We start from the raw sequence: 22,732 nt of genomic DNA, 5'->3' as shown, positions 1-22,732 counted from the left end.
CCGTTCCGGTAACCCTGTTAAAAATCATGACTTGTCAGACTGAATAGCCCCTGTCGAAAAGCACAACGAGCGGCTAATTTCCTCACCTGAGTCAGGACACGCTTATGAGAAAAACTGGGCGCCAACCCGGTAATTGGGCGGGGTTATCTGCCAATGACGGTAAATAACACGTCCAGACGTACCGGGTTGCGTTCGCGAATTTCCGGTTCGGACGTCTGGCGGGACAGGGCCGCAACACTTTCCAGAATGCCACCGGTCGGAGAGGAAAACGCGTTTTGTACCAGCGCAGGTTTTGCTTTCGGCCAGGAGAGGGTATTGACGTTGGGTGCCGGTTGAGAGCTTTCCAGGTGAATATCCGCAGGCACGGTTTCAACAATGGTTTCTTTAACATCACCATTAACATCGGGCGTTGTGACTGTTACTGCTGTTTGCATCGTTGCACCATCTTCGTCGTTTATTTTCTGGAAAGAGACACCGGACATCTTCAGTTTTGCAGTCAAAGAACTTAAATCGTCATACATAGTATTTGCCTGTCCTCGATGTGTTAAACACGCACTAAATTTAAGCAATGTTATCTGCCTCTTTCTCTATTACCGCTGGCTCCTTATTGCTGCGGAACGTATTACTATCAATCATTGAATACGTTAAGTGGATCATCATTTATTGTTGATGCCCGCTTTAATTGAGAATTTCCTTATATACTGAGGTGGGCAAAGTGGCAGGTCAAGTGACGCTATCAATAAATAGAAATTCACTTATTTAAGATGTCTATTAATCTATCTGTTATTCATTGCGTTGTATGGCGGGAGGCCGCGCGGCGTCAGGCTTGCGTGGTGGCAAGATGAAAAGATGATGTATTTAGCGTAGACGATAGTTTTCAATAATAATTGTAGTAAACCTCAATCTCCTCAATTTCTTCACATTTGATTCATGTTTTTATTATTTACCCTATCGGCATCTTTTGCTAAAACTTTATCAATAAATAATTATCCATTCATTTAATTTCTTTATAAATGCAGTTTCCTGCCAATATCGCTATTGGCTGATATTGAACCGATGGCTGCTTTCTATTAGTATTGCCCCGACCTCCCTGGTATAGAAAAACTATCATGCCTTTTGACAATGATATTTTCGGCTCGCAGTCAATGCTTGCCGCGCTGGAATATGTTCATGATGCTGTTGTTCTTATCGACGGCGCGGAAAATGTTTTTTTCTTTAATAAAGCAGCCGAGACGCTATGGCGTTATTCGCGAAGCCAGGTGCTGGGCAGAAAAGCGGCGGATATTCCCCTGTTCACCTCCCCGGAGGCGCCCGGCGAGGAAACGTCGCTCACGATTGTGTCGGCAACCGGGGAAGAAACCACGCTTTCTGCCACAGTGCGCTATGACGGGGCGGCGCGTGCGGGCGCGCCCTGCATGGTGGTCGTGCATATCGATCAGCAAAAGATTACGCAACTGTCGACCTTTAATCTGCTGACCGGTCTGCCAAAGCGTAGCGCGCTGCATCGTCATATTGATGCGCTTTTTCAGCAGGGCGCCTGTGCGTGTGCCGCGCTCTTTTTCCTTGACCTCGACCATTTTAAAGATGTTAACGATGCTCTGGGCTATGCCGCCGGGGACAGCGTACTGGCCGCCATTGCCCAGCGGCTGACGGCGGAATTTTCCCGCCAGGCGTTTGTCAGCCATCCTGACAGCGACACCTTTGTTCTGGTCTTCCCGGATTGCGATGCCGCGAAGGCAACCACAATTGCGCAGCGTATTCAGGCGTTATTCCGTCTGCCGTTTAATGTGGCTGATCTTGCACTGAACGTGACGGTAAGTACCGGCATCAGCCTCTATCCCGATCACGGGATATCCCGCGATCTATTGCTAAAGCAGGCTAATCACGCCTCGCATCTGGCAAAAGGGGCGGCGTCGGGCGGCTATCTTTTTTTCAGTAGTGAAATGAACCAGGTGGATCAGGAGCGGTTAAAGCTGGCGGCGGCACTGAAACTCGCTATTGCCAGCAACCACTTACATCTGCACTACCAGCCGCAGATTTGGCTCAAAAATGGCGAGCTTTATGGGGTTGAGGCGCTGGCGCGCTGGTCCGACCCGGTATTGGGCGATATTCCCCCAGGTAAATTTATCGCACTTGCTGAGGAGACTGGTGAAATCGAAGGCATTGGTCGCTGGACGCTCCATGAAGCTTGCCGCCAGATGGCGGAGTGGCGTAGTAATGACATTCATGTGCCCGTGGTGTCGGTAAATCTTTCGCCGATTAACTTTTATAACAGCAGTTTGCCGCAGTATATCTCTTATCTGCTACGCCAATACCGCATCCCCGCACACTGCCTGACCATTGAGATTACCGAAGGCGTCATGATGGATAAGCGACCGGAAACCATGGAAGTCATTTGTGCGGTACGTGAATTGGGTGTGGGGCTGTCGATGGATGATTTTGGTACCGGGTTTTCCTGCTTGTCCCGGCTGGCGCATTTGCCAATGACCGAGCTGAAAATCGATCAAAGCTTTATGCGCGACCTGCGGGAAGGTAGCAAGATGAAAGCCATTGCCACAACGGTGGTGAGGATTGGACAGAGCCTGCATCAAACTGTTGTGGCTGAAGGCGTCGAAACGGAACAGCAGCGTAATGAGCTGCGGGAATTGCAGTGTGATATTGCTCAGGGGTATCTCTATTCACGGGCGTTAAATGCCTCTGCGTTAGCAGGATGGGTGAAAAATCGTCTGCATAGCGAAATTGTGCTTGAGTAATAGCTTAGCGTTTACGCTCAGTCTGTTTTGCCTGTGAATAAAAACCACCGGGATATATCACCTGGTGGTGTTTATTTTTATGCTGTTATTAAAAGCAAGATCAACTGATGTATTTCAGTATCAGTAATAGCAAACAAAATCCCAGCACACCCCAGGACATATGACGACCAGAACGATATACAGGATTCGTGCTGGTGGTTTTACTTTGACTATTCTCGATACCCATTAGAATTTACTTTCAGATTAGCGTTAATAAATCGTAACCACCGCAAGGGGTTGCGGTGAGCCAAAAGAACGGATAGGAATATAAATCCGCTGTGGATGCCGGGTGGGTTAATCAACAAAACGTCTTTCTCTGAATTTTCGACGGACTAAATACAAATTGTTGACTAAACCTAAACTGGATAATAACCGTTGAAATCGAAAAATCCATGAGAAAAAAGAATGTGCTTTAAATTTATTTATATAAATTGATGCTATCTATAATTAATAAAGAGGTGGGTGGGTTTGTATAAATAAATTGATGGCTGAATAAGAGAGGCAATGAAATAATAGTTGAATCGGTGGTGGTATTCATTCAAAAAAAGAGGGTAAATTTTCATTTACCCTCGTGATAAGTGCTTATACTCCGGCGAGCTATGAGTTTTCGCTGGATTTATGCGCCTGCGTCGGGTTTAGCGGCGGTTTTTTTCTTTCCAGATACATCACGTGCTCGCTGTTGTTCATCATCTCCAGCAGGTTGCCGTGTCTGTCCGGATCGTACTCCACGATGCCGTAAGAATAGTGTAGCCGGAACTTTTTCATTGATTTTTCATTGAGATCATCAATTTTTGACTGCAAGCTGAACAGGAAGGTGTCCACATCCCGATCATCGTCATGGCCCAGCAGGATGACAAATTTGCCTCCTTCCAGGCGTGCGGCAACGTCATTCTTTTTCAGGCAGCGCAGAAGCACCGAGGCAAATTTTTTGAGCGTATTGTCGCCTTCGTTATGACCGAAGAATTCATTAATAGCGGTGATGTTTTCAACATCTAAGTAAATGAGGCTAAACGATCGTTTATTATCAGTTAACCATGAGAAGCGTTTATCACCCAGTTTGTAAAAACCGCGTTTATTGGGCAATTCGGTCAGCGTGTCCGTCATCGCCATACTGATGATATGGAACTCGTCCTCGACAATGGCACCCAGATCGAGCAACGCGTTGATATTTTCCGGGGTAAAGTCGCGCGGTTTGTCATCAATAATACATATTGTTCCGGCGATCGAGCCATCTGGCAGGCGTACCGGGCAGCCCGCGTAAAAACGTATATGTGGTTCACCAATAACAAACGGGTTATCGTGAAAACGCTCATCCACACTGGTGTCTTTCACAATAAAAATCCCCTGTGCCAGGATCGCATGTGCACAGAAAGATATATTGCGAGATGTCTCACGGACTTTCACTTCGCCGCTGCAGGAAACCAGCCATTGCCGATCGCGATCTAACAGGCTGATTATGCCTATTGGAACGTCAAACGCCGTTTTTGCCAGACGGGTCAGGCGATCTAAGCGCTCGTCATCCTTTTTATCGAGCAGGTCCATCATATAAAGAGATTTAAGACGCTCGGTTTCGTTTTCTGGTATTTCAGGAAATTTCATAGTGAGGCCTCATTAGCTATAGATTTACTATATCAGAGGTTTCTTATTTAGGTAGCGCCTCAAGACCCACCTTTACGTTGTATGAGAAATATTCTCCTCGTGTAGCATGGCACAGATTACGCTGTTGCCTCTCTCTGCGCCGTCCTACAATGTGTTCACTTATCACCCTGGAGGTATTCCATGTCTCAACCCACGCTTACTTATCGTCTTGGCGACCGCGAAGTTGGTCGTCTTGGCTATGGCGCAATGCAACTGGCCGGTCCCGGCGTGTTCGGGCCGCCGGCTGACGAAGCGAAGGCGATTCAGGTGCTTCGTGACGCCGTGTCGGCTGGTGTTAATCATATCGACACCAGCGACTTCTATGGTCCGCATATCACTAACCAGATAATCAAAAAAGCGCTGCACCCGTATCCGGCAGAACTGTGCATCGTGACTAAAGTTGGCGCGCGTCGTGATGACAAAGCCAACTGGCTGCCTGCGTTTAGCGCCGAAGAGCTGACGCGCGCGGTAGAAGATAACCTGCGTAATCTTGGCCTCGACGCTATAGAAGTGGTCAACTTGCGCAGTATGCATGGTGTGCACGGGCCTGCGGAAGGTTCGCTGGAAGCTGAACTGGAAACATTGATTACCCTTAAAGAGCGCGGACTGATCCGGCATATCGGGCTGAGTAATGTGACGGCGAAGCAGGTCGCCGATGCGCAGGCGATGACGCCGATTGTCTGTGTTCAGAATATGTATAACGTGGCAAACCGTGAAGACGATGCGCTGATTGATGTGCTGAACGCACAGGGCATTGCCTATGTGCCGTTCTTCCCGCTGGGTGGCTTCACGCCGCTGCAATCCGGGGAACTGAACGCGGTGGCGCAACGTTTAAATGCCACACCAATGCAGGTTGCGCTGGCATGGCTGCTGCAACGTTCGCCCAATATCCTGCTGATTCCGGGTACCTCGTCGCCTGCGCATCTGCAGGAAAACCTGGCCAGCGCGCAACTGACACTGCCAGATGATGTGCTGGATATCCTCAACGGTATCGATAAGCGCTAAGTCGTATTCCCCCTCACTCTGAGCCTCTCCCTCAAGGGAGAGGCGTTATAGCCCCGGTCAGCGCAGCGCCACCGGGGAAGGTCAATGCCGTTACGCCAGCGCCTGCTGCCAGTCGGCAATCAAATCATCCGCCCCTTCGATGCCCACTGATAACCGAATCAACTGCGGCGTAATGCCATTCGCCAGCCGCTGCTCAAGCGGAATAGAGGCGTGCGTCATACTATAGGGCTGGCTCACCAGACTCTCTACACCGCCCAGACTCTCGGCGAGCGTAAACAGTTTTAGTTTACTGATAATCTCAGTGGCGTACTGGTCATTGCCTTTCACTACCACCGAAATCATCCCGCCGGGCAGCGCCATCTGCTTACGCGCCAGCGCATGATGCGGATGCGACGGCAACCACGGGAACCACACTTTTTCCACCTGCGGCTGCTGCTCCAGCCACTGGGCGAGGGCCAGCGCGTTACTGCTGTGGCGCTCAATACGTAGCGACAGCGTGCGGATCCCGCGTAGCGTCAGGAAACTGCTGAACGGGTCAAGCACGCCGCCTACGGCATTTTGCAAATAGCCCAGTTTTTCTGCCAGCGCCGGGTTATCACCCACCACCGCCAGCCCGGCCACCACGTCAGAGTGCCCGTTCAGGTATTTGGTGGCGGAGTGCACCACAATATCGAAACCCAGTTCAATAGGGCGATGAATCACCGGCGAGGCAAAGGTGTTATCCGCCACGCTCAGGATCTTATGCCGTTGCGCGATGGTCGCAATCGCTTCCAGATCTGCCAGCTTAAGCAGTGGGTTTGTCGGTGTTTCAACCCAGATCATCCGCGTGTCCGGGCGGATGGCGGCCTCCAGCCCTGCCAGATCGTCGGGCTTCACCCAGCTCACCCGCAAACCGGTGCTGCGCTTACGCACATTTTCGATAAGCCGGTAAGTGCCGCCGTATACATCATCAACCGCGACAATATGGCTATCCTTATCCAGCAATTCCAGCACCGTGGAAATCGCCGCCAGCCCGGAGGCAAAGGCATAACCACGCGTGCCGCCTTCGAGTTCGGCAATCGCGGTTTCCAGCGCGTGACGAGTCGGGTTACCGCTACGGGAATATTCATAACCGGTATGCTGACCGGGCGCAGGCTGCGCAAAGGTGGACGTGGCATAAATTGGCGGCATCACCGCGCCGTGTTGGTCGGTAAAGGTGCCACTGTGCACGCTCAACGTATTCAACGTTTTCATCTGTACTCCTTTATTGTTCCAGGCGGTTACGCCAGGTGGTCAGAACATCGCTGCGGGTAATCAGGCCAAGAAAGCGGTCATTGTCGGCAATCACAGCCACCAGGCCCCGGTCAAAAATGGCTTTCAGCGCGCTTTCCGGCGCGTGCTTGTCGAGGGTTTCCACGTTGCGGGTCATCGCCTCTTTCACCGGTGATGAAAAACGCGCGCTATCACCCTGTACGTGGCTTATCAGATCCCACTCATCGACAATGCCGACGACCCGGCCGTTTTCCAGCACGGGAAGCTGCGAGAAATCATACAGGCGCATGCGCGCCAGCACGGCGGCCAGGGTGTCATCCGGCGCGGCGGTGACGGTGGCGCCTTCGTCGTGGCGCAGGGCAATGAAATCGGTCAGGTCGCCGCGCGTCGGGCGGCTTAACAAGCCTTGCTGGCGCATCCAGTCATCGTTAAACATTTTTGAGAGGTATTTGTTGCCGCTGTCGCAGGCGAGCGTTACCACACGTTTTGCGGTCGTCTGCGCCTGGCAATAACGCAGCGCGGCACTGAGCAGCGTACCGGTTGAAGAACCGGCCAGCACGCCTTCGGTTTGTAGTAGAGCACGCGCGGCGGCAAACGCTTCAGCATCGGTAACCCGGTAGGCCGTATGTACGCCGTCGATATGGGCCAGCGGTGGGATAAAATCCTCACCGATGCCTTCGACCAGCCAGGAGCCGGGTTCACCGTATTGCCCGGTTTCAACCTGATCGGCAAGAATGGAACCTGCCGGGTCGGCGAGGATAAATTCGGTTTTCGGCGAATGTTCGGCAAACCATGCCTGCAACCCCCCCAGCGTGCCGCCGGAACCGACGCCAACCACAATCGCGTCGATATCACCGTCAAGCTGGGCGTAAATTTCCGGCGCGGTGGTACTAAAGTGCGCCAGCGGATTGGCTTCGTTATTAAACTGGTCAATGTAAAACGCACCCGGCGTCTCTTGCGCCAGGCGGCGGGCATAATCCTGATAATAGGCCGGGTGCCCTTTGTTGACATCAGAGCGCGTTAAAACCACTTTCGCCCCCAACGCCCGCAGGTGGAAGATCTTCTCCCGGCTCATTTTGTCCGGTACCACCAGAATCAATGAATAGCCTTTTTGCGCGGCAATCAGCGCCAGACCAAGGCCAGTATTGCCCGCCGTCGCCTCTATGATCGTTCCGCCTGGCTGTAAATGGCCCAGCCGTTCGGCTTCGTTAATCATCGACAGCGCAACGCGGTCTTTGATAGAACCGCCAGGGTTCTGGTTTTCCAGCTTCAGAAACAGGCTGCAGGGGCCAGTCTCCAGCTTATGCAACTGGAGGAGCGGAGTCTGGCCGATAAGTTCACTAATCGAATGCAATACTGACATGGTTAATCACCCACAGATAAACGTGATGAGCGGATGATAGGTCTGTCAATTTGCCTGTTTAAAGAACGTTTATCCGGCGATTAGAACAAAAAGAAATATGAAGTGCTATTTAGACATCAGGAGGGAAAGGCGGTTAGCCGTCCGGATGTGTCGATTGCCATAATTTGGCATTTTTGCTGTGTTTTTAGCCACTTTGCCAGCAATCTTCCTGCGTATTATGCATTTAGCAGATAACCATTGCTGAATTTAGTCATTAGACAGAATAGCGAGAATCGCCGCCTCTTAGCGCCGAAAGTTATATCTAATGTCTATTTAGTTATTTGAATTATATTCATGACTGATTATTATCGTTTGGACTTCCATACTGCTAAACCGCCAAACGGAAAAGTAACGCAATGATCGTTCTCAGGAATATTTCTAAGATTTTCGACCAGGGAAAGGCGTCGATTACCGCCGTAGACAGCGTCAATCTGTCGGTTGAGCAGGGGCAAATTTACGGGATTATCGGCTACAGCGGCGCCGGAAAAAGTACGCTGATTCGTCTGCTGAACGGTCTGGAAAAGCCGACCTCCGGCAGTGTAGTGATAAACGGTCAGGACATCTCTGCGGCAAAGGGCGAGCAATTGCGCCAGGCCCGGCTGAAAATCAGCATGGTCTTCCAGCATTTCAACCTGTTGTGGTCACGCACGGTGGCAGAAAACATCGCCTTTTCCATGCAGATTGCCGGTGCGCCAAAAGCGAAAATCAATGCCCGCGTGGCGGAGTTGATTGAGCTGGTGGGGCTGAAAGGCCGTGAAAATGCTTACCCGTCGCAATTGAGCGGTGGACAAAAGCAGCGCGTGGGGATTGCCCGTGCGCTGGCAAATAACCCGGATGTGCTGCTGTGTGATGAGGCGACATCGGCGCTGGATCCGCAAACCACCGATCAGATCCTCGATCTGTTGCTGGACATTAACCGTCGTTTCCAACTGACGATTGTGCTCATCACCCATGAAATGCATGTGGTGCGCAAAATCTGTGACCGCGTGGCGGTGATGGAAAACGGCAGCGTGGTGGAAGAGGGGGATGTGATCAGCGTCTTTACGCATCCTCAGCAGCCGATCACCCGCCAGTTTGTGCGCCAGATTAGTCAGTATGAAGAAGCAGAATTTAACCCTGAGCTGAACGCGGGTCTCGACGGTACCGTCATCAAGCTGACCTTTACCGGGCATAACACGCATCAGCCTGTCGTCGGTGAACTGACGCTGCGCTACGGCCTGCCGTTCAACATTTTGCATGGAAAAATGACCCAAACCGCTCATGGCGTGTTTGGTCAACTGTGGGTGCACGTCATCGCCACAGAGGAACAGGTAAACAATATCCTCGCGGATTTACGCCATAGCGATATTGAAGGCGAGGTGATTAAACATGCTTGAGACACTGTTTCCGCACCTGAAACTGGCCCAACTGTGGGCGGCCACGCAGGAGACGCTCTACATGACGGCCCTCTCTGGCGCGGCGACCTTTGTGCTGGGGATCATTCTTGGACTGGCGCTGTTTTTGACCGCTCGCGGCGGGTTATTTCAAAACCGCGTGCTCTATAGCCTGATTTCGATTGTGGTGAATGTGTTCCGCTCGATCCCGTTCATCATTCTGATTGTTCTGCTGATTCCGTTTACCAAAACGATTGTCGGCACCATCCTCGGGGCGAACGCCGCGCTACCCGCGCTGATTGTCGGAGCCGCGCCGTTTTATGCCCGCCTGGTGGAGATTGCCCTGCGTGAGGTGGACAAAGGGGTTATCGAGGCGACCCGTTCGATGGGGGCACGCCTTAGCACACTGATTTTTCGGGTTTTACTACCTGAATCATCGCCTGCACTGGTTTCCGGTATCACGGTGACGCTGATTGCTCTGGTGAGCTACAGCGCTATGGCCGGGGTTATCGGTGCGGGTGGCTTAGGAAATCTGGCTTATCTGGAAGGATTCCAGCGCAACCATGGCGACGTCACGCTGGTGGCGACAGTGACCATTTTGATTATTGTCTTCATCATCCAGTTCTGCGGCGACGCACTGACTTCTCTGTTAGATAAACGCTAATAAAATTAGGGAAACACATCATGAAAAAAACACTGACACTGATTGCCGCCATGACTTTGGGTGCAATGAGCTTCTCCTCCTGGGCCGACAAACTGACCGTGGGCGCTTCTAACGTGCCGCACGCTGAAATTCTGGAGCAGGCGAAACCGATTCTCGCAAAACAAGGTATCGATCTGGAGATCAAACCGTTCCAGGATTACATTCTGCCGAACACCGCGCTGGCTGGCCGTGAAATCGACGCCAACTACTTCCAGCACATTCCGTACCTGAACAGCGTACTGAAAGACCACGCGGGCGATAAAACCTATGATTTCGTCAGCGCGGGCGCAATCCACATTGAGCCGATTGGTATCTACTCCAAAAAATACAAGTCGCTGAAAGACCTGCCGCAGGGTGGCAAAATCATCATGCGTGATGCGGTATCCGAAGAAGGTCGTATCCTCTCTATCTTTGAAAAAGAGGGCGTGATCAAGCTGAAACCGGGCGTGGATAAAGTCTCTGCGCGTATCAGCGATATCGTTGAAAACCCGAAAAAACTGCAGTTCCAGCCGAACGTAGAAGCGGCGCTGCTGCCGCAGATGTATAACAACGACGAAGGTGACGCGGTGGTGATCAACGCCAACTACGCCATCGACGCAGGCCTGGACCCGGTACACGATCCGATCGCGGTTGAAAGCGGCGAAAACAACCCGTACGCCAACATCATTACCGTACACCGTGGCGATGAGAAGAAGAAAGACATCGTAGCGCTGGTAAACGTGCTGCACTCTAAAGAGATTCAGGACTGGATCCGCACCAAATACAAAGGTGCGGTAATCCCGGTAAACAACTGATTACTGCTGTTTCTGTGCGACGGGCTTGCCCGTCGCACCTCCTTTCCCGAACCTGTTCCTGCCCGCCTGTGTGATGAATCTCACCGATTTTAAACAATTGCGATAATACTTGATAACAACGTACTACTATTGCCTGGGTCAATTTGCGCTGAGGTAGAAATGAAAGATGTCGTTATCGTGGCTGCGGTTCGCACGCCTATCGGCTGTTTTCAGGGGGCGCTATCGCACCATTCTGCCGTTGAGCTGGGAAGTTATGTCGTTCAGGCGCTTCTCGATCGCAGCGGGATTCACCCCCAAACCGTTGATGAAGTCATTTTAGGCCAGGTGCTTACCGCAGGCGCCGGGCAAAACCCTGCCCGCCAGTCGGCTATTAAAGGCGGGCTGCCCATGACGGTTTCGGCTATCACTATTAATGATGTGTGCGGGTCAGGGCTGAAAGCGCTGCATCTGGCCTCGCAGGCGATTCAGTGCGGCGAAGCCGATGTGGTCATTGCGGGCGGCCAGGAGAATATGAGCCGTGCCCCCCATGTGCTGACCGACAGCCGTACCGGGGCGCGGCTGGGCAATAGCCAGCTTATCGACAGCCTGGTTCACGACGGATTATGGGATGCCTTCAACGATTACCATATGGGCGTGACCGCAGAAAACCTGGCGCGGGAGTACGGCATCAGCCGTGCCCACCAGGATGACTGGGCGCTCCGTTCGCAGCAAAAAGCACGCGCCGCTATTGATTCCGGGCGTTTTCGCGATGAAATCGTGCCGGTGAAAGCGCTGTCCACCGACGGGCGACCATTACTGGTTGATACCGATGAGCAACCGCGCACCGACGCCAGCGCAGAAGGGCTTGCGAAACTCTCCCCGGCATTTGAACTGACGGGGTCGGTCACCGCGGGTAACGCCTCGTCCATTAATGACGGTGCCGCCGCTGTGATGATGATGAGTGAAGCCAAAGCGCAGGAGCTGAATTTACCGGTGATGGCCCGTATTCGTGCTTTTGCCAGCGTAGGCGTCGATCCTGCCCTGATGGGCATCGCACCGGTTTATGCCACCCGTCGCTGCCTTGAGCGCGTGGGCTGGCACCTGGATGACGTCGATCTGATTGAGGCCAATGAAGCCTATGCCGCCCAGGCGCTGTCTGTCGGTAAAGTGCTGGAGTGGGATGAAAAGCGGGTAAATGTGAACGGCGGCGCCATTGCGCTTGGCCATCCTATCGGTGCATCCGGTTGCCGTATTCTGGTCTCGCTGGTGCATGAAATGAAAAAACGTAATGCCCGTAAAGGGCTGGCGACCTTATGTATCGGTGGCGGACAGGGTGTGGCGCTGGCGATAGAGCGCGACTGAGTCCTTCCTGCAGATAACGTCCTTTCCCCCTAAAAAAAAGCCCTCCGTTAAGGAGGGCAAGGCCAGTTACAGAAACACTAACTCAAACGTCCCCGGGCAACGCGCCGCGCTACCCTGTTGTTTCTTTGTCGATACTTCCCTGGTGTATACGCATTCATTTTCGTGCCGTTATACACGCCATCAACATTTCAAAAACTTGGTGTTAATTTATCAAAACATCGTTTTATTTTGTGTGACGGCCTGCGCAGTTTAAAAGAAAACGTAGCGCTTCGCATCCTGAAAAACGCGATAACGTTGCAATATCAAAAAGGATCTTAGATTTCGCGCAGTAAAAATGCCTGCAGACTGTTAAAACTTCAAGATGTTATTAACTATTTGTTTGTTATCATTAAATTCTGTTCTCATGCCCAATAAACCGCCCCTCTTCTTCGTGTAAACGCCAGACGTTCGTGATCGCAACTACAGTTTTAGAAATATATTACGAAAAAAATGAAACGTTGTTTTATATAACGTTGAAAACGTGTTTTAGCCGGGATAAGATGTGCCCATACTGCAAAACGGAACGTTTTTTATTCGCTCCGTTACGTGCGATTCGAATGAAACATTGACTGCGGAGGTAAATGTGGACGTAAGACAAAGCATCCACAGTGCGCATGCGAAAACGCTGGATACCCAGGGACTGCGCAATGAATTTTTGGTTGAAGAGGTATTCGTCGATGACGAATACACCATGGTCTATAGCCACATCGACCGTATTATCGTCGGTGGCATTAAGCCGGTCGCCAAAACCGTCTCTGTTGGCGGCGAAGTGGGCAAGCAACTGGGCGTAAGCTACTTCCTGGAACGCCGTGAATTGGGCGTTATCAATATTGGCGGCCCGGGCACCATTACCGTTGATGGTCAGTGCTATGAAATCGGCCATCGCGACGCGTTATATGTCGGCAAAGGGGCGAAAGAAGTGGTGTTCGCCAGCGTCGATACCGCGACACCCGCGAAGTTCTACTACAACTGCGCACCGGCACATACTACTTACCCGACCAAAAAAGTGACGCCTGCGGATGTTTCTCCGGTCACGCTGGGTGACAACCTCACCAGCAACCGTCGCACCATCAATAAATACTTCGTGCCGGACGTGCTGGAAACCTGCCAGTTGAGCATGGGGCTGACCGAACTCGCGCCGGGTAACCTGTGGAACACTATGCCGTGCCATACCCATGAGCGCCGCATGGAAGTCTACTTCTACTTCAATATGGATGAGGACGCATGCGTGTTCCACATGATGGGGCAGCCGCAGGAGACCCGCCATATTGTGATGCATAACGAACAAGCGGTGATTTCGCCGAGCTGGTCTATTCACTCAGGTGTGGGGACGAAGGCGTATACCTTTATCTGGGGTATGGTTGGTGAAAACCAGGTCTTTGATGATATGGACCACGTCGCGGTTAAAGATCTGCGCTAAGCACCAAAGGCATAACAAAAATATGCCTGCGGGTGCAGGCGTTGAAAGATTAAGGAACAAACATGATTCTGGATGCATTCTCTCTTCAAGGTAAAGTGGCTGTCGTTTCCGGGTGTGATACAGGTCTGGGCCAGGGCATGGCGCTGGGTCTGGCAGAAGCGGGTTGCGATATCGTGGGTATCAACATTGTTGAACCGACTGAAACCATCGAGCGCGTTACGGCGCTGGGCCGTCGTTTCCTGAGCCTGACGGCTGACCTGCGTAAAATCGACGGTATCCCGGCACTGCTGGACCGTGCGGTGGCCGAGTTCGGCAAAATCGACATTCTTGTCAATAACGCTGGCCTGATCCGTCGCGAAGACGCGATCAATTTCAGCGAGCAGGACTGGGATGACGTGATGAACCTGAACATCAAAAGCGTCTTCTTTATGTCCCAGGCGGCGGCGAAACACTTCATCGCTCAGGGCAATGGCGGCAAGATCATTAATATCGCCTCCATGCTCTCGTTCCAGGGCGGTATCCGCGTGCCGTCTTATACCGCTTCTAAAAGCGGCGTGATGGGCGTGACCCGTCTGCTGGCGAACGAATGGGCGAAACACAACATCAACGTCAACGCCATCGCGCCGGGCTATATGGCGACCAATAACACCCAGCAATTGCGTGCTGACGAAGAGCGCAGCGCGGCGATTCTCGACCGTATTCCGGCGGGGCGCTGGGGTTTACCGAGTGACCTGATGGGGCCGATTGTTTTCCTCTCCTCCAGTGCATCTGATTACATTAACGGCTATACCATCGCGGTCGACGGCGGCTGGCTGGCGCGTTAATTCGCCTGATTTACCAAAAACCTGCTTTCGGGCAGGTTTTTTTATGCCTGTGGGGTGGTTGAAACTCCCCCCTGAGTTTGCTTGACTGAGTGCTTACTCAGAGGGAGAGGCATAATGAAAACGATTGGACTGTTGGGTGGCATGAGCTGGGAATCTACCATTCCGTATTACCGCCTGATTAATGAAGGGGTGAAGGCGAAATTGGGTGGTCTGCACTCTGCCAGCCTGCTGCTGCACAGCGTAGATTTCCATGAGATTGAAGAGTGCCAGCGCAGCGGCGAATGGGAAAAGGCCGGGGATATCCTGGCCGATGCGGCCGTCGGGCTACAAAACGCCGGTGCGCAGGGTATCGTGCTGTGTACGAACACTATGCACAAAATCGCCGGGCAGATTGAAGCACGCTGTGATGTGCCTTTCTTACATATTGCCGATGCCACCGGGCGGGCGATCGTGGCGCAGAAACAATCCAAAGTGGCGCTGCTTGGTACGCGCTACACCATGGAGCAGGACTTTTATCGTGGCCGTCTGAATGACGCGTTTGGTATTGAAACGCTGATTCCGGGTGAGTCAGACCGCGCGCGGGTCAATCAGGTTATTTTTGACGAACTTTGCCTCGGTACGTTTAGCGATGTTTCGCGTGCCTATTATGTCAGTCTGATTGCGCAACTGGCCGAGCAGGGGGCGCAGGGGGTGATTTTCGGTTGCACTGAAATTGGCCTGCTGGTTGCACAAGATCAGTCGCCGATCCCGGTATTTGATACGGCTGCCCTGCATGCCGCCGATGCCGTAACGTTTATGCTCTCTTAAATGGCGTTCAGTACCGCGTTTAGTGGACCGGTAATCAATGGCATTGCCTCTTGCAAATGGCGACTGAATGCCTCGACCAGCGCCGAAGAGGGACGATGCAACGGGCGGATCAGGCTCACCGTGAAGGGAACGTCAATACTAAAACGGCGCACTACCACCCCGCTGGCGGCGTAATCGAGCGCGGTCAGCGGGTTGACCACCGAAATTCCCACCCCGGCGCGAACCATCGCGCAGACTGACGCCGCGCTGTGCGTTTCCAGTACCATACGGCGTTTCACCTGATGTTCGTTGAACAAAGCATCAAGCAATTGCCGGTAGCTGTCGGTGCGCGACAGGCTAATGTAATTCTCGCCATGAAAATCTCCTGGCGTAAGCTGCGCTTTATGCGCCAGTCGGTGGTTTTGTGGCAGGACACACACTTCGTTAAAAGTCAGCAGTGGCGTACGCTCCGTCCCCGCAGGCGTGCTGATTGTTTCCGTCAGCCCCAGATCATGACGCTGGGCGGAGAGCCACTCTTCCAGCAGCGGCGACTCTTGCGGAACAATATTCAGGCTAACGTCCGGGTAGCGGGCCAGAAAAGGCTGCAACAGTAGCGGTAAAAATGACTGGGAAAAGACTGGCAGGCAGGCAATCGACAGCTCACCCTGACGGAATTCACGCAGGCTTTCGGCGGCGCTGACAATGCGATCCAGCCCGTACCAGGAGCGCTGTACTTCCTCAAAAAGACGTAACCCTTGCACCGTAGGATGCAGACGCCCGCGCATGCGTTCAAATAACTTCAACCCCAGTACTTTTTCAAAGCGCGCCAGCTCCCGGCTGACGGTAGGCTGCGAGGTATGCAGCAACTGAGCGGCTTCCGTCAGATTCCCGGTGGTCATCACGGCATGAAAAATTTCAATGTGGCGTAAGTTTACGGCGGGCATGGCGGCATCCTGGCAAGAGAATCCATATCATTTTTGCATAGACTCACGATAAAACGATATTTTTTATTCCTCCTGCCCTGTGGCGTAATCATAAAAAAACGTTTTCGGAGTCTGTTATGCCACGCCCACTGACACAAACCACAACCGACCTTAATGCCGCTAATCTTCTTCGGTTGCCTGCTGAATTTGGCTGCCCGGTCTGGGTTTATGACGCGCAAATTATTCGCGACCAGATTGCCCGCCTGACGCAGTTTGATGTGATCCGTTTCGCGCAAAAAGCCTGCTCGAACATTCATATCCTGCGCCTGATGCGTGAGCAGGGGGTGAAGGTGGATTCCGTGTCGTTAGGGGAAATTGAGCGTGCGCTGGCCGCAGGTTACGACCCGAAAACGCATCCGGAGGATATTGTTTTCACGGCGGACGTGATTGATGACGCGACGCTGGCCCGCGTGAGCGAGCTGCGCATTCCGGTTAATGCCGGGTCAGTGGATATGCTGGAACAACTGGGGCAGGTTTCGCCCGGTCACCCGGTCTGGCTGCGTGTTAATCCCGGCTTCGGTCATGGCCACAGCCAGAAAACCAATACCGGTGGCGAAAACAGCAAGCACGGCATCTGGTATAGCGACCTGCCTGCCGCGCTGGAAGTGATGCAGCGTTTTAACCTCAAACTGATCGGCATTCATATGCATATTGGTTCCGGGGTGGATTACGGCCACCTTGAGCAGGTGTGCGGTGCGATGGTGCGCCAGGTGGTGGAATTTGGCCAGGATCTGCAGGCTATTTCGGCAGGCGGCGGTCTCTCCATTCCTTATCATGAAGGGGAGGAGGGGGTGGATACGGACCACTATTACAGCCTGTGGAATGCCGCACGTGAACAGGTGGCGAAACATCTGGGTCATCCGGTAAAACTGGAGATCGAACCGGGACGCTTCCTGGTGGCGGAATCCGGGGTGCTGGTGGCACAGGTGCGCAGCGTGAAAGAGATGGGCAGCCGCCACTTTGTACTGATTGACGCCGGTTTTAACGATCTGATGCGCCCGTCCATGTACGGCAGCTATCACCACATTACCGCACTGGCGGCGGACGGGCGTGATTTAACCACCGTGCCGCGTATCGATACCGTGGTGGCCGGGCCGCTGTGCGAGTCTGGCGATGTGTTTACCCAGCAGGAGGGCGGTAAAGTGGAAACCCGCGCACTGCCTGCCGTGGCGCCAGGGGATTACCTTGTGCTGCATGATACCGGGGCTTATGGTGCTTCAATGTCGTCGAACTACAATAGTCGTCCGCTGCTGCCGGAGGTGCTGTTTGATAAGGGCGTTGCACGGCTGATTCGTCGCCGTCAGACCATTGAAGAACTGCTGGCGCTTGAGCAGGTATAAGTCCTGCCTCGCCCCGAGGGGCTGAGGAATCCCCAGTAATCTTACGTTTTACAGCGACAACGCCGCTTAATAAGAATAAAACAGTGACAGCGATGACAGGGTCCGGCTGAAAATCGATGAGGCGTTGGCGGCTGACCGGGGCCGCCCGCAGGGAAGCGGGCGGAGGGGATAGCCTGCAAGGACGCAGGCTGGTCCCCGACCCGAAAGTCAGACGACATAAGCATCATGGACCGCGCCAGCGGCGATTTTCCTGGCCGGGAGCCCGGGTCGCCAGGGTGGTGGCGGTGAGCCACCCTGGCACGTTCACGAGTTCTGTCGCGACAGAAAAGCAAGGAACATAAGGTGAACGGAATGACCATCAGAGCCGCATCTTCCCCCTCACCCTAACCCTCTCCCCAAAGAGGAGAGGGGACCGATCGTGCTCGCATTTTTGTGGGGATTCCTCAGCCCGAGGGGCGAGGGTATCAACGGTTTTCAAAACGTAACCCGAATAAGCCGCATCCGGGAATTACCCCGGTGGCGCTGACGCTTACCGGGGCTACGGTTGGTGCGATCGGTCGCCCGGATCAGGCGCCGCCGCATCCGGGAAAAATGGCCCGGGGGCGACTGAATCGCGCAGCACCAGGGTGCCGGTAAACGGCGGGATCGCTTCGATCGATTCTTTATTCGCCAGCCGCATAGCCTGATCGATGGCGGTGGTGATCATGGTGTCAATCGGCAGATAGACCGTCGACAGACCCGGCTCCAGCCAACGGGCACTGGGGGCATCATCGAAGCCAAACAGTGAAATATCCTGCGGAATACGTAACCCCGCCTGATGCAGCGCCTTAGACGCACCCAGCGCCATATCGTCATTACAGGCAAACAGCGCGCTGACTTTAATGCCCTCTTGTAAGATCTCCTGGCACAGTTCATAGCCGCGCGACATGGTTGAATCGCCGTATTTCACTTTGTCCGGATCCCAGCGAATACCGTGTTTTTCCAGCGCCTTGCGATATCCCATCAGGCGGGCTTTGCCGGTTGGCGTATGGATAGGGGCGGTGATACAGGCAATATCGTGATGACCCTGGTTTACCAGATAATCCACCGCCTGAAACGCCGCATCCTGCTGTTCAAAAAAAACGCATTTATCGTGGGCCTGAAACACTTCGCGGTTAATCACGATAAGCGGCATCGGGGTGGTATCGATCAGGCGGATGATCGCTTTCTCGCTCATAAAGCGGGTGTAAAGAATAATGGCGTCGCAGCGTCTGTCGGCCAGCATCTGCACCGCTAACTCTTCGCGTTCCGGGGCATCGTGCCCGTCGGTCACAATGAGCTGTTTGCCATAGGCTTCCGCCTGGCGCGATGCCTGCTGTAACAGGCGGCCAAAATAGAAACCGTTAAAACTGGAAACCACCAGGCCAATGTTATTACTGGTGCGGGTTGCCAGCGACTGGGCAAGAAAATTAGGCCGATAGCCCAGCTCTTCCATCGCCTGAAAAACCCGTTTACGGGTGCTCTCTTTTACCTGACCTGTGTCGTTCAACACGCGCGATACCGTAGCCTTGGAGACTCCCGCGCGCAGTGAGACATCCAGCATTGTCGCCATGACCTGATCCTGTATCACATGAAGGCCGCTATTTTATCACATTCATCAAAGCGCAGCGGGGCAAGGGAGAGACAATAACCGGGCCGATCACGCTTTTGATGCAACGGGAAGAAAACCCTGGTTTATTTAGGGTGGTATGCCAAATCTGCTAAATATGGCAAATCTGGAATACCAGATGCCGCGTTGCGACCTTAATCACAGAACTATTTTCCAGCGATAGCTATTTTTGGTATGCCAAAAGGTATTGAGCTGTATACCTGACACGATAAAAAGCCCTTTTACTGAGGTACCTCTAATGGCTCTACAGGAAAAGTTAATCGATTCTCTGGGTAGCTTCGCGACCAAATTCAACAGCTATCGCTACATTATGGCGATCAAGGCTTCGTTTATTACCCTGATGCCGGTCATCATCGTCGGCGCCTTCTCCGTGCTTATCTCCAATATGGTGCTGGATCCGAAAAACGGCCTCGCCAGCTTTGACGCGCTATCGTTCCTGGCCGCGCTCAAGCCAATTACCAGCGCTATCAACTACGCCACGCTCAACTTTTTGAATATCGGCGCGGTATTCCTGATTGGTATTGAGCTTGGGCGTATTAACGGCATCAAAACCCTGTTCCCCGGTTTGCTGGCGGTCATCTGCTTTATTTGCGTGACGCCAACCACGGTGGAAATGCTGGTCGATGGCCAAATGCACGTGGTGAAAGATGTGCTGCTGCGCCAGTTCTCGGATACCCGTAGCCTGTTCCTCGGCATGTTTATCGCGATTCTCTCCGTTGAGATTTACTGCTGGCTGGAAAACCGTGAAGGGCTGAAAATCAAAATGCCGGATACAGTGCCGCCTAACGTCTCGGCCTCGTTCTCTGCATTGATCCCCGCCATTATCACCACCACGGTTATCGCGACTTTTGGTTTTGTCTTCCATCAGATCACCGGCATGTACCTCTATGATGCCGTTTATCAGGTGGTGCAACAGCCGTTAGAACGCGTGGTGCAAAGCCTGCCGGGTATCCTGCTGTTGATGTTTGTCGCTCAGTTGTTTTGGGTTATCGGCATTCATGGCAACCAGATGATCAAGCCGATCCGCGAACCCCTGCTGCTCGGTGCGATCACGGTCAACATGAGCGCATTTGAGCAGGGTAAAGAGGTGCCGAATATCATCACCATGCCGTTCTGGGATGTGTATATGAGTATCGGCGGTTCCGGTCTGACCATTGGTCTGTTGATCGCGGTGATGATTGCCACCAAACGCAAAGAGATGAAAGAGATCGCCAAGCTCTCCATCGGCCCTGGCATCTTCAATATCAATGAACCGGTGATATTCGGCATGCCGATCATGCTCAATCCGATCCTCGCGATCCCCTTTATCATCACCCCGCTGGTGACCGGCTCAATCGGTTACTTTGCTACGGTTACCGGCTTTGCGGGCAAGGCTGTGGTGATGGTGCCCTGGACCACGCCGCCGCTGATTAACGCCTGGCTTTCCACCGCCGGTTCGATGGGGGCGGTAGTGACACAACTGGTGTGTATCCTCGCCTCGATCCTTATTTACCTGCCTTTTGTGAAGATTGCATCCCGCCGTGCGGAGCAGGCGCAACTGCAGGCTGAATCCACTGACATGGCGAAAAATGCCTAAAGGAGCCTGACGTGAGCACGAAAACACTCACCATCCCGCCGACGTTTATGCTTGGTGCGGCGGCGTCAGCCTGGCAGACCGAGGGCTGGAGCGGCAAAAAAGAGGGGCAGGATTCATGGCCCGATCTTTGGTACAAAAACGACAGGCAGGTCTGGCATGAGGGCTATGGCCCGGCGGTGGCGACTGACTTTTATCACCGTTTTCGCGAAGACGTACAGTTGATGAAGCAGGCTGGCCTGACCCACTACCGCACCTCCATTAACTGGTCGCGCTTTCTGACCGACTATGAAAATGGCGTCGTGGATGAAGAGTATGCGGCCTATTACGACCAGCTCTTTGACGAGATGGCGCGTAACCGCATTGTGCCGATGATCTGCCTTGAACATTACGAATTGCCCGGTTACCTGCTGGAAACCTACGGCGGCTGGGCATCGAAAAAAGTGGTCGAACTCTATCTGCTTTACGTCGAAAAAGTCTTTGAACGGTTTCACCAAAAAGTGACGCGCTGGTTCACTTTTAACGAGCCCATTGTGGTGCAAACCAGAGTCTATCTGGATGCGCTGCGCTGGCCGTATGAGCAGAACACCAGCACCTGGATGCAATGGAATCACCATAAAAATCTAGCCACGGCGAAAGTGGTGAAACTGTTTCGCGAGAAAGGGTACGCGGGAACGGTGGGGTGCATTCTGAACCCGGAAGTGACCTATCCGCGCTCCCGTGCGCCGCACGATGTCCATGCGGCAGCCATGTATGATCTCTTTTATAACCGCGTCTTCCTCGACCCAATGGTAAAAGGGGCGTACCCGCCGGAGCTGTTTACCCTGCTTGAGAAGCATCAGGTGAGCTGGGACTACACCGACGACGAACTGGCGATCATTCGTGAAAATACCGTGGATGAATTGGGCATTAACCTCTATTACCCGCATCGGGTAAAAGCCCCTTCCCGCGCCTGGCACCCCGACACGCCGTTCCACCCGGCTTATTACTACGAACCCTTTGAGCTACCGGGCCGGCGCATGAATAAGTCGCGCGGCTGGGAAATCGGGCCGTTTATCATTTATGACATGGCGATGCGGATTAAAAACGAGTACGGCAACATCCCGTGGTTTGTGGCGGAAAGCGGGATGGGGGTTGAGAACGAAGGGCAGTTCCGCAATGCCGATGGGGTGATTGAAGACGATTACCGCATTGCGTTTATTGGTGAGCATCTGTACCAGACGTTGCGCGCGCGGGAGGATGGCGCCAACTGTCACGGTTATATGCTATGGGCGTTTACGGACAACGTATCGCCAATGAATGCCTTTAAAAATCGCTACGGACTGGTGGAGATCGATTTGGACCACAACCGTGACCGGCGGGCGAAAAAGTCGCTCTCCTGGTATCGCCGCTTAAGCGACGAACGCCAGCTTACGATCTCTTTTGATGATGAATGGAAATAAGGAGCTGTGATGAAACGTATTGTCCTGTGTTGTTCTGCCGGGATGTCTACATCACTGGTGGTCACTAAGATGGAAAAAAACGCCGCCGAGCGCGGTCTTGAACTGAAAATCTATGCCATCGCTGAGCAGGCGCTACGCGATGAATTAGACAACCACAGCGGCGAGATTATCGCTGTACTGTTGGGGCCGCAGGTGCGCTTTAAGCTCGCGGAAAATAAGAAACTTACCGACCAATACGCTATCCCTATTGATGTGATCGATCCGGTGGCATATGGCACCTTAAATGGCGCGAAAGTTCTCGATCAGGCACTAAATTTGGTAAGATAGCGCGCCCAAAGGCCGGGGTTCTCCGGCCTGAGCTTCAACTACAGGTCTGTA

19 protein-coding genes are annotated in these 22,732 nt (G+C 53.1%); 13 read left to right on the top strand and 6 right to left on the bottom strand.

The genetic code is table 11. The annotated features are described in order from the left end of the window. Nucleotides 1-143: 143 nt before the first annotated feature. Nucleotides 144-434 (bottom strand): hypothetical protein, encoded by a 291-nt coding sequence (locus ABU190_RS22460; protein ID WP_223878765.1) that lies wholly within the window; start codon nt 432-434, stop codon nt 144-146. Between the two features lie 675 nt (nt 435-1,109). Here ABU190_RS22460 and ABU190_RS22455 point away from each other — a divergent pair. After that, nucleotides 1,110-2,753: an EAL domain-containing protein gene (locus tag ABU190_RS22455; protein ID WP_354692444.1), complete on the top strand. Its 1,644-nt coding sequence runs from the start codon at nt 1,110-1,112 to the stop codon at nt 2,751-2,753. A gap of 636 nt (nt 2,754-3,389) precedes the next feature. On the opposite strand, the gene ABU190_RS22450 is transcribed toward ABU190_RS22455, so the two are convergent. Continuing rightward, nucleotides 3,390-4,391 carry a sensor domain-containing diguanylate cyclase gene (locus tag ABU190_RS22450; protein ID WP_052249186.1) on the bottom strand — a complete coding sequence of 334 codons (1,002 nt, stop codon included), beginning with the start codon at nt 4,389-4,391 and terminating at the stop codon, nt 3,390-3,392. A gap of 180 nt (nt 4,392-4,571) precedes the next feature. Between ABU190_RS22450 and ABU190_RS22445 the strand changes: the two genes are divergently transcribed. Continuing rightward, nucleotides 4,572-5,435, top strand: a complete 864-nt coding sequence (locus ABU190_RS22445) for an aldo/keto reductase family oxidoreductase (RefSeq protein ID WP_110296284.1) — start codon at nt 4,572-4,574, stop codon at nt 5,433-5,435. Nucleotides 5,436-5,525: 90 nt separating this feature from the next. Here ABU190_RS22445 and ABU190_RS22440 read toward each other — a convergent pair whose 3' ends face one another. Together ABU190_RS22440 and ABU190_RS22435 are read right to left on the bottom strand one after the other, a co-directional pair. Beyond that, a complete protein-coding gene (locus ABU190_RS22440) occupies nt 5,526-6,668 on the bottom strand; it encodes a PLP-dependent aspartate aminotransferase family protein (RefSeq protein WP_125123919.1) in 1,143 nt (380 codons plus the stop codon). A 10-nt stretch (nt 6,669-6,678) separates the two neighbouring features. Further along, nucleotides 6,679-8,049, bottom strand: a complete 1,371-nt coding sequence (locus ABU190_RS22435) for a pyridoxal-phosphate dependent enzyme (protein ID WP_354692443.1) — start codon at nt 8,047-8,049, stop codon at nt 6,679-6,681. A 395-nt stretch (nt 8,050-8,444) separates the two neighbouring features. Between ABU190_RS22435 and ABU190_RS22430 the strand changes: the two genes are divergently transcribed. From ABU190_RS22430 to ABU190_RS22400, 7 genes are all read left to right on the top strand, one after another. Beyond that, on the top strand, nt 8,445-9,464 hold the full coding sequence (locus tag ABU190_RS22430; protein ID WP_354692442.1) for an ATP-binding cassette domain-containing protein: 1,020 nt from the start codon (nt 8,445-8,447) through the stop codon (nt 9,462-9,464). Then, the gene (locus ABU190_RS22425; RefSeq protein ID WP_071193766.1) at nt 9,457-10,125 is read left to right on the top strand and encodes a methionine ABC transporter permease; all 669 of its coding nucleotides are present in this window, start codon (nt 9,457-9,459) and stop codon (nt 10,123-10,125) included. The genes ABU190_RS22430 and ABU190_RS22425 overlap by 8 nt, the downstream gene beginning before the upstream one ends. Before the next feature lie 20 nt (nt 10,126-10,145). Then, complete coding sequence (locus ABU190_RS22420) at nt 10,146-10,958, top strand: MetQ/NlpA family ABC transporter substrate-binding protein (RefSeq protein WP_039077131.1); 813 nt, start codon at nt 10,146-10,148, stop codon at nt 10,956-10,958. A 159-nt stretch (nt 10,959-11,117) separates the two neighbouring features. Further along, a complete protein-coding gene (locus tag ABU190_RS22415; protein ID WP_354692441.1) occupies nt 11,118-12,299 on the top strand; it encodes an acetyl-CoA C-acetyltransferase in 1,182 nt (393 codons plus the stop codon). Between the two features lie 622 nt (nt 12,300-12,921). Further along, nucleotides 12,922-13,758 carry a 5-dehydro-4-deoxy-D-glucuronate isomerase gene (gene kduI / locus ABU190_RS22410; RefSeq protein ID WP_039077129.1) on the top strand — a complete coding sequence of 279 codons (837 nt, stop codon included), beginning with the start codon at nt 12,922-12,924 and terminating at the stop codon, nt 13,756-13,758. A 62-nt stretch (nt 13,759-13,820) separates the two neighbouring features. Further along, nucleotides 13,821-14,582, top strand: coding sequence for a 2-dehydro-3-deoxy-D-gluconate 5-dehydrogenase KduD (gene kduD, locus ABU190_RS22405; protein ID WP_039077128.1), 762 nt, complete (start codon nt 13,821-13,823; stop codon nt 14,580-14,582). Between the two features lie 114 nt (nt 14,583-14,696). Continuing rightward, nucleotides 14,697-15,389, top strand: coding sequence for an aspartate/glutamate racemase (locus ABU190_RS22400; protein ID WP_354692440.1), 693 nt, complete (start codon nt 14,697-14,699; stop codon nt 15,387-15,389). Here ABU190_RS22400 and ABU190_RS22395 read toward each other — a convergent pair. Beyond that, complete coding sequence (locus tag ABU190_RS22395; protein WP_354692439.1) at nt 15,386-16,312, bottom strand: LysR family transcriptional regulator; 927 nt, start codon at nt 16,310-16,312, stop codon at nt 15,386-15,388. The two genes, ABU190_RS22400 and ABU190_RS22395, sit on opposite strands and share 4 nt — an antisense overlap. Before the next feature lie 116 nt (nt 16,313-16,428). Between ABU190_RS22395 and lysA the strand changes: the two genes are divergently transcribed. Further along, nucleotides 16,429-17,691, top strand: a complete 1,263-nt coding sequence (gene lysA, locus ABU190_RS22390; protein ID WP_354692438.1) for a diaminopimelate decarboxylase — start codon at nt 16,429-16,431, stop codon at nt 17,689-17,691. Nucleotides 17,692-18,229: 538 nt separating this feature from the next. Here the strand turns inward: lysA and ABU190_RS22385 are convergent. Next, entirely contained in the window at nt 18,230-19,282 is a 1,053-nt protein-coding gene (locus ABU190_RS22385) for a LacI family DNA-binding transcriptional regulator (RefSeq protein ID WP_354692437.1), read from the bottom strand. 295 nt (nt 19,283-19,577) lie between these two features. Between ABU190_RS22385 and ABU190_RS22380 the strand changes: the two genes are divergently transcribed. From ABU190_RS22380 to ABU190_RS22370, 3 genes are read left to right on the top strand one after another with little or no spacing between them, the layout of a single operon-like run. Further along, nucleotides 19,578-20,915, top strand: coding sequence for a PTS transporter subunit EIIC (locus tag ABU190_RS22380; protein ID WP_039077121.1), 1,338 nt, complete (start codon nt 19,578-19,580; stop codon nt 20,913-20,915). Between the two features lie 11 nt (nt 20,916-20,926). Next, on the top strand, nt 20,927-22,354 hold the full coding sequence (locus ABU190_RS22375; protein ID WP_110296291.1) for a glycoside hydrolase family 1 protein: 1,428 nt from the start codon (nt 20,927-20,929) through the stop codon (nt 22,352-22,354). A gap of 9 nt (nt 22,355-22,363) precedes the next feature. Further along, entirely contained in the window at nt 22,364-22,681 is a 318-nt protein-coding gene (locus tag ABU190_RS22370) for a PTS sugar transporter subunit IIB (protein ID WP_071193774.1), read from the top strand. Nucleotides 22,682-22,732: the final 51 nt, after the last annotated feature.

This window comes from Phytobacter sp. RSE-02, assembly GCF_040578655.1.
GTDB classification, from domain to species: domain Bacteria; phylum Pseudomonadota; class Gammaproteobacteria; order Enterobacterales; family Enterobacteriaceae; genus Phytobacter; species Phytobacter diazotrophicus.
This window is presented reverse-complemented; position numbering and strand designations above follow the sequence as displayed.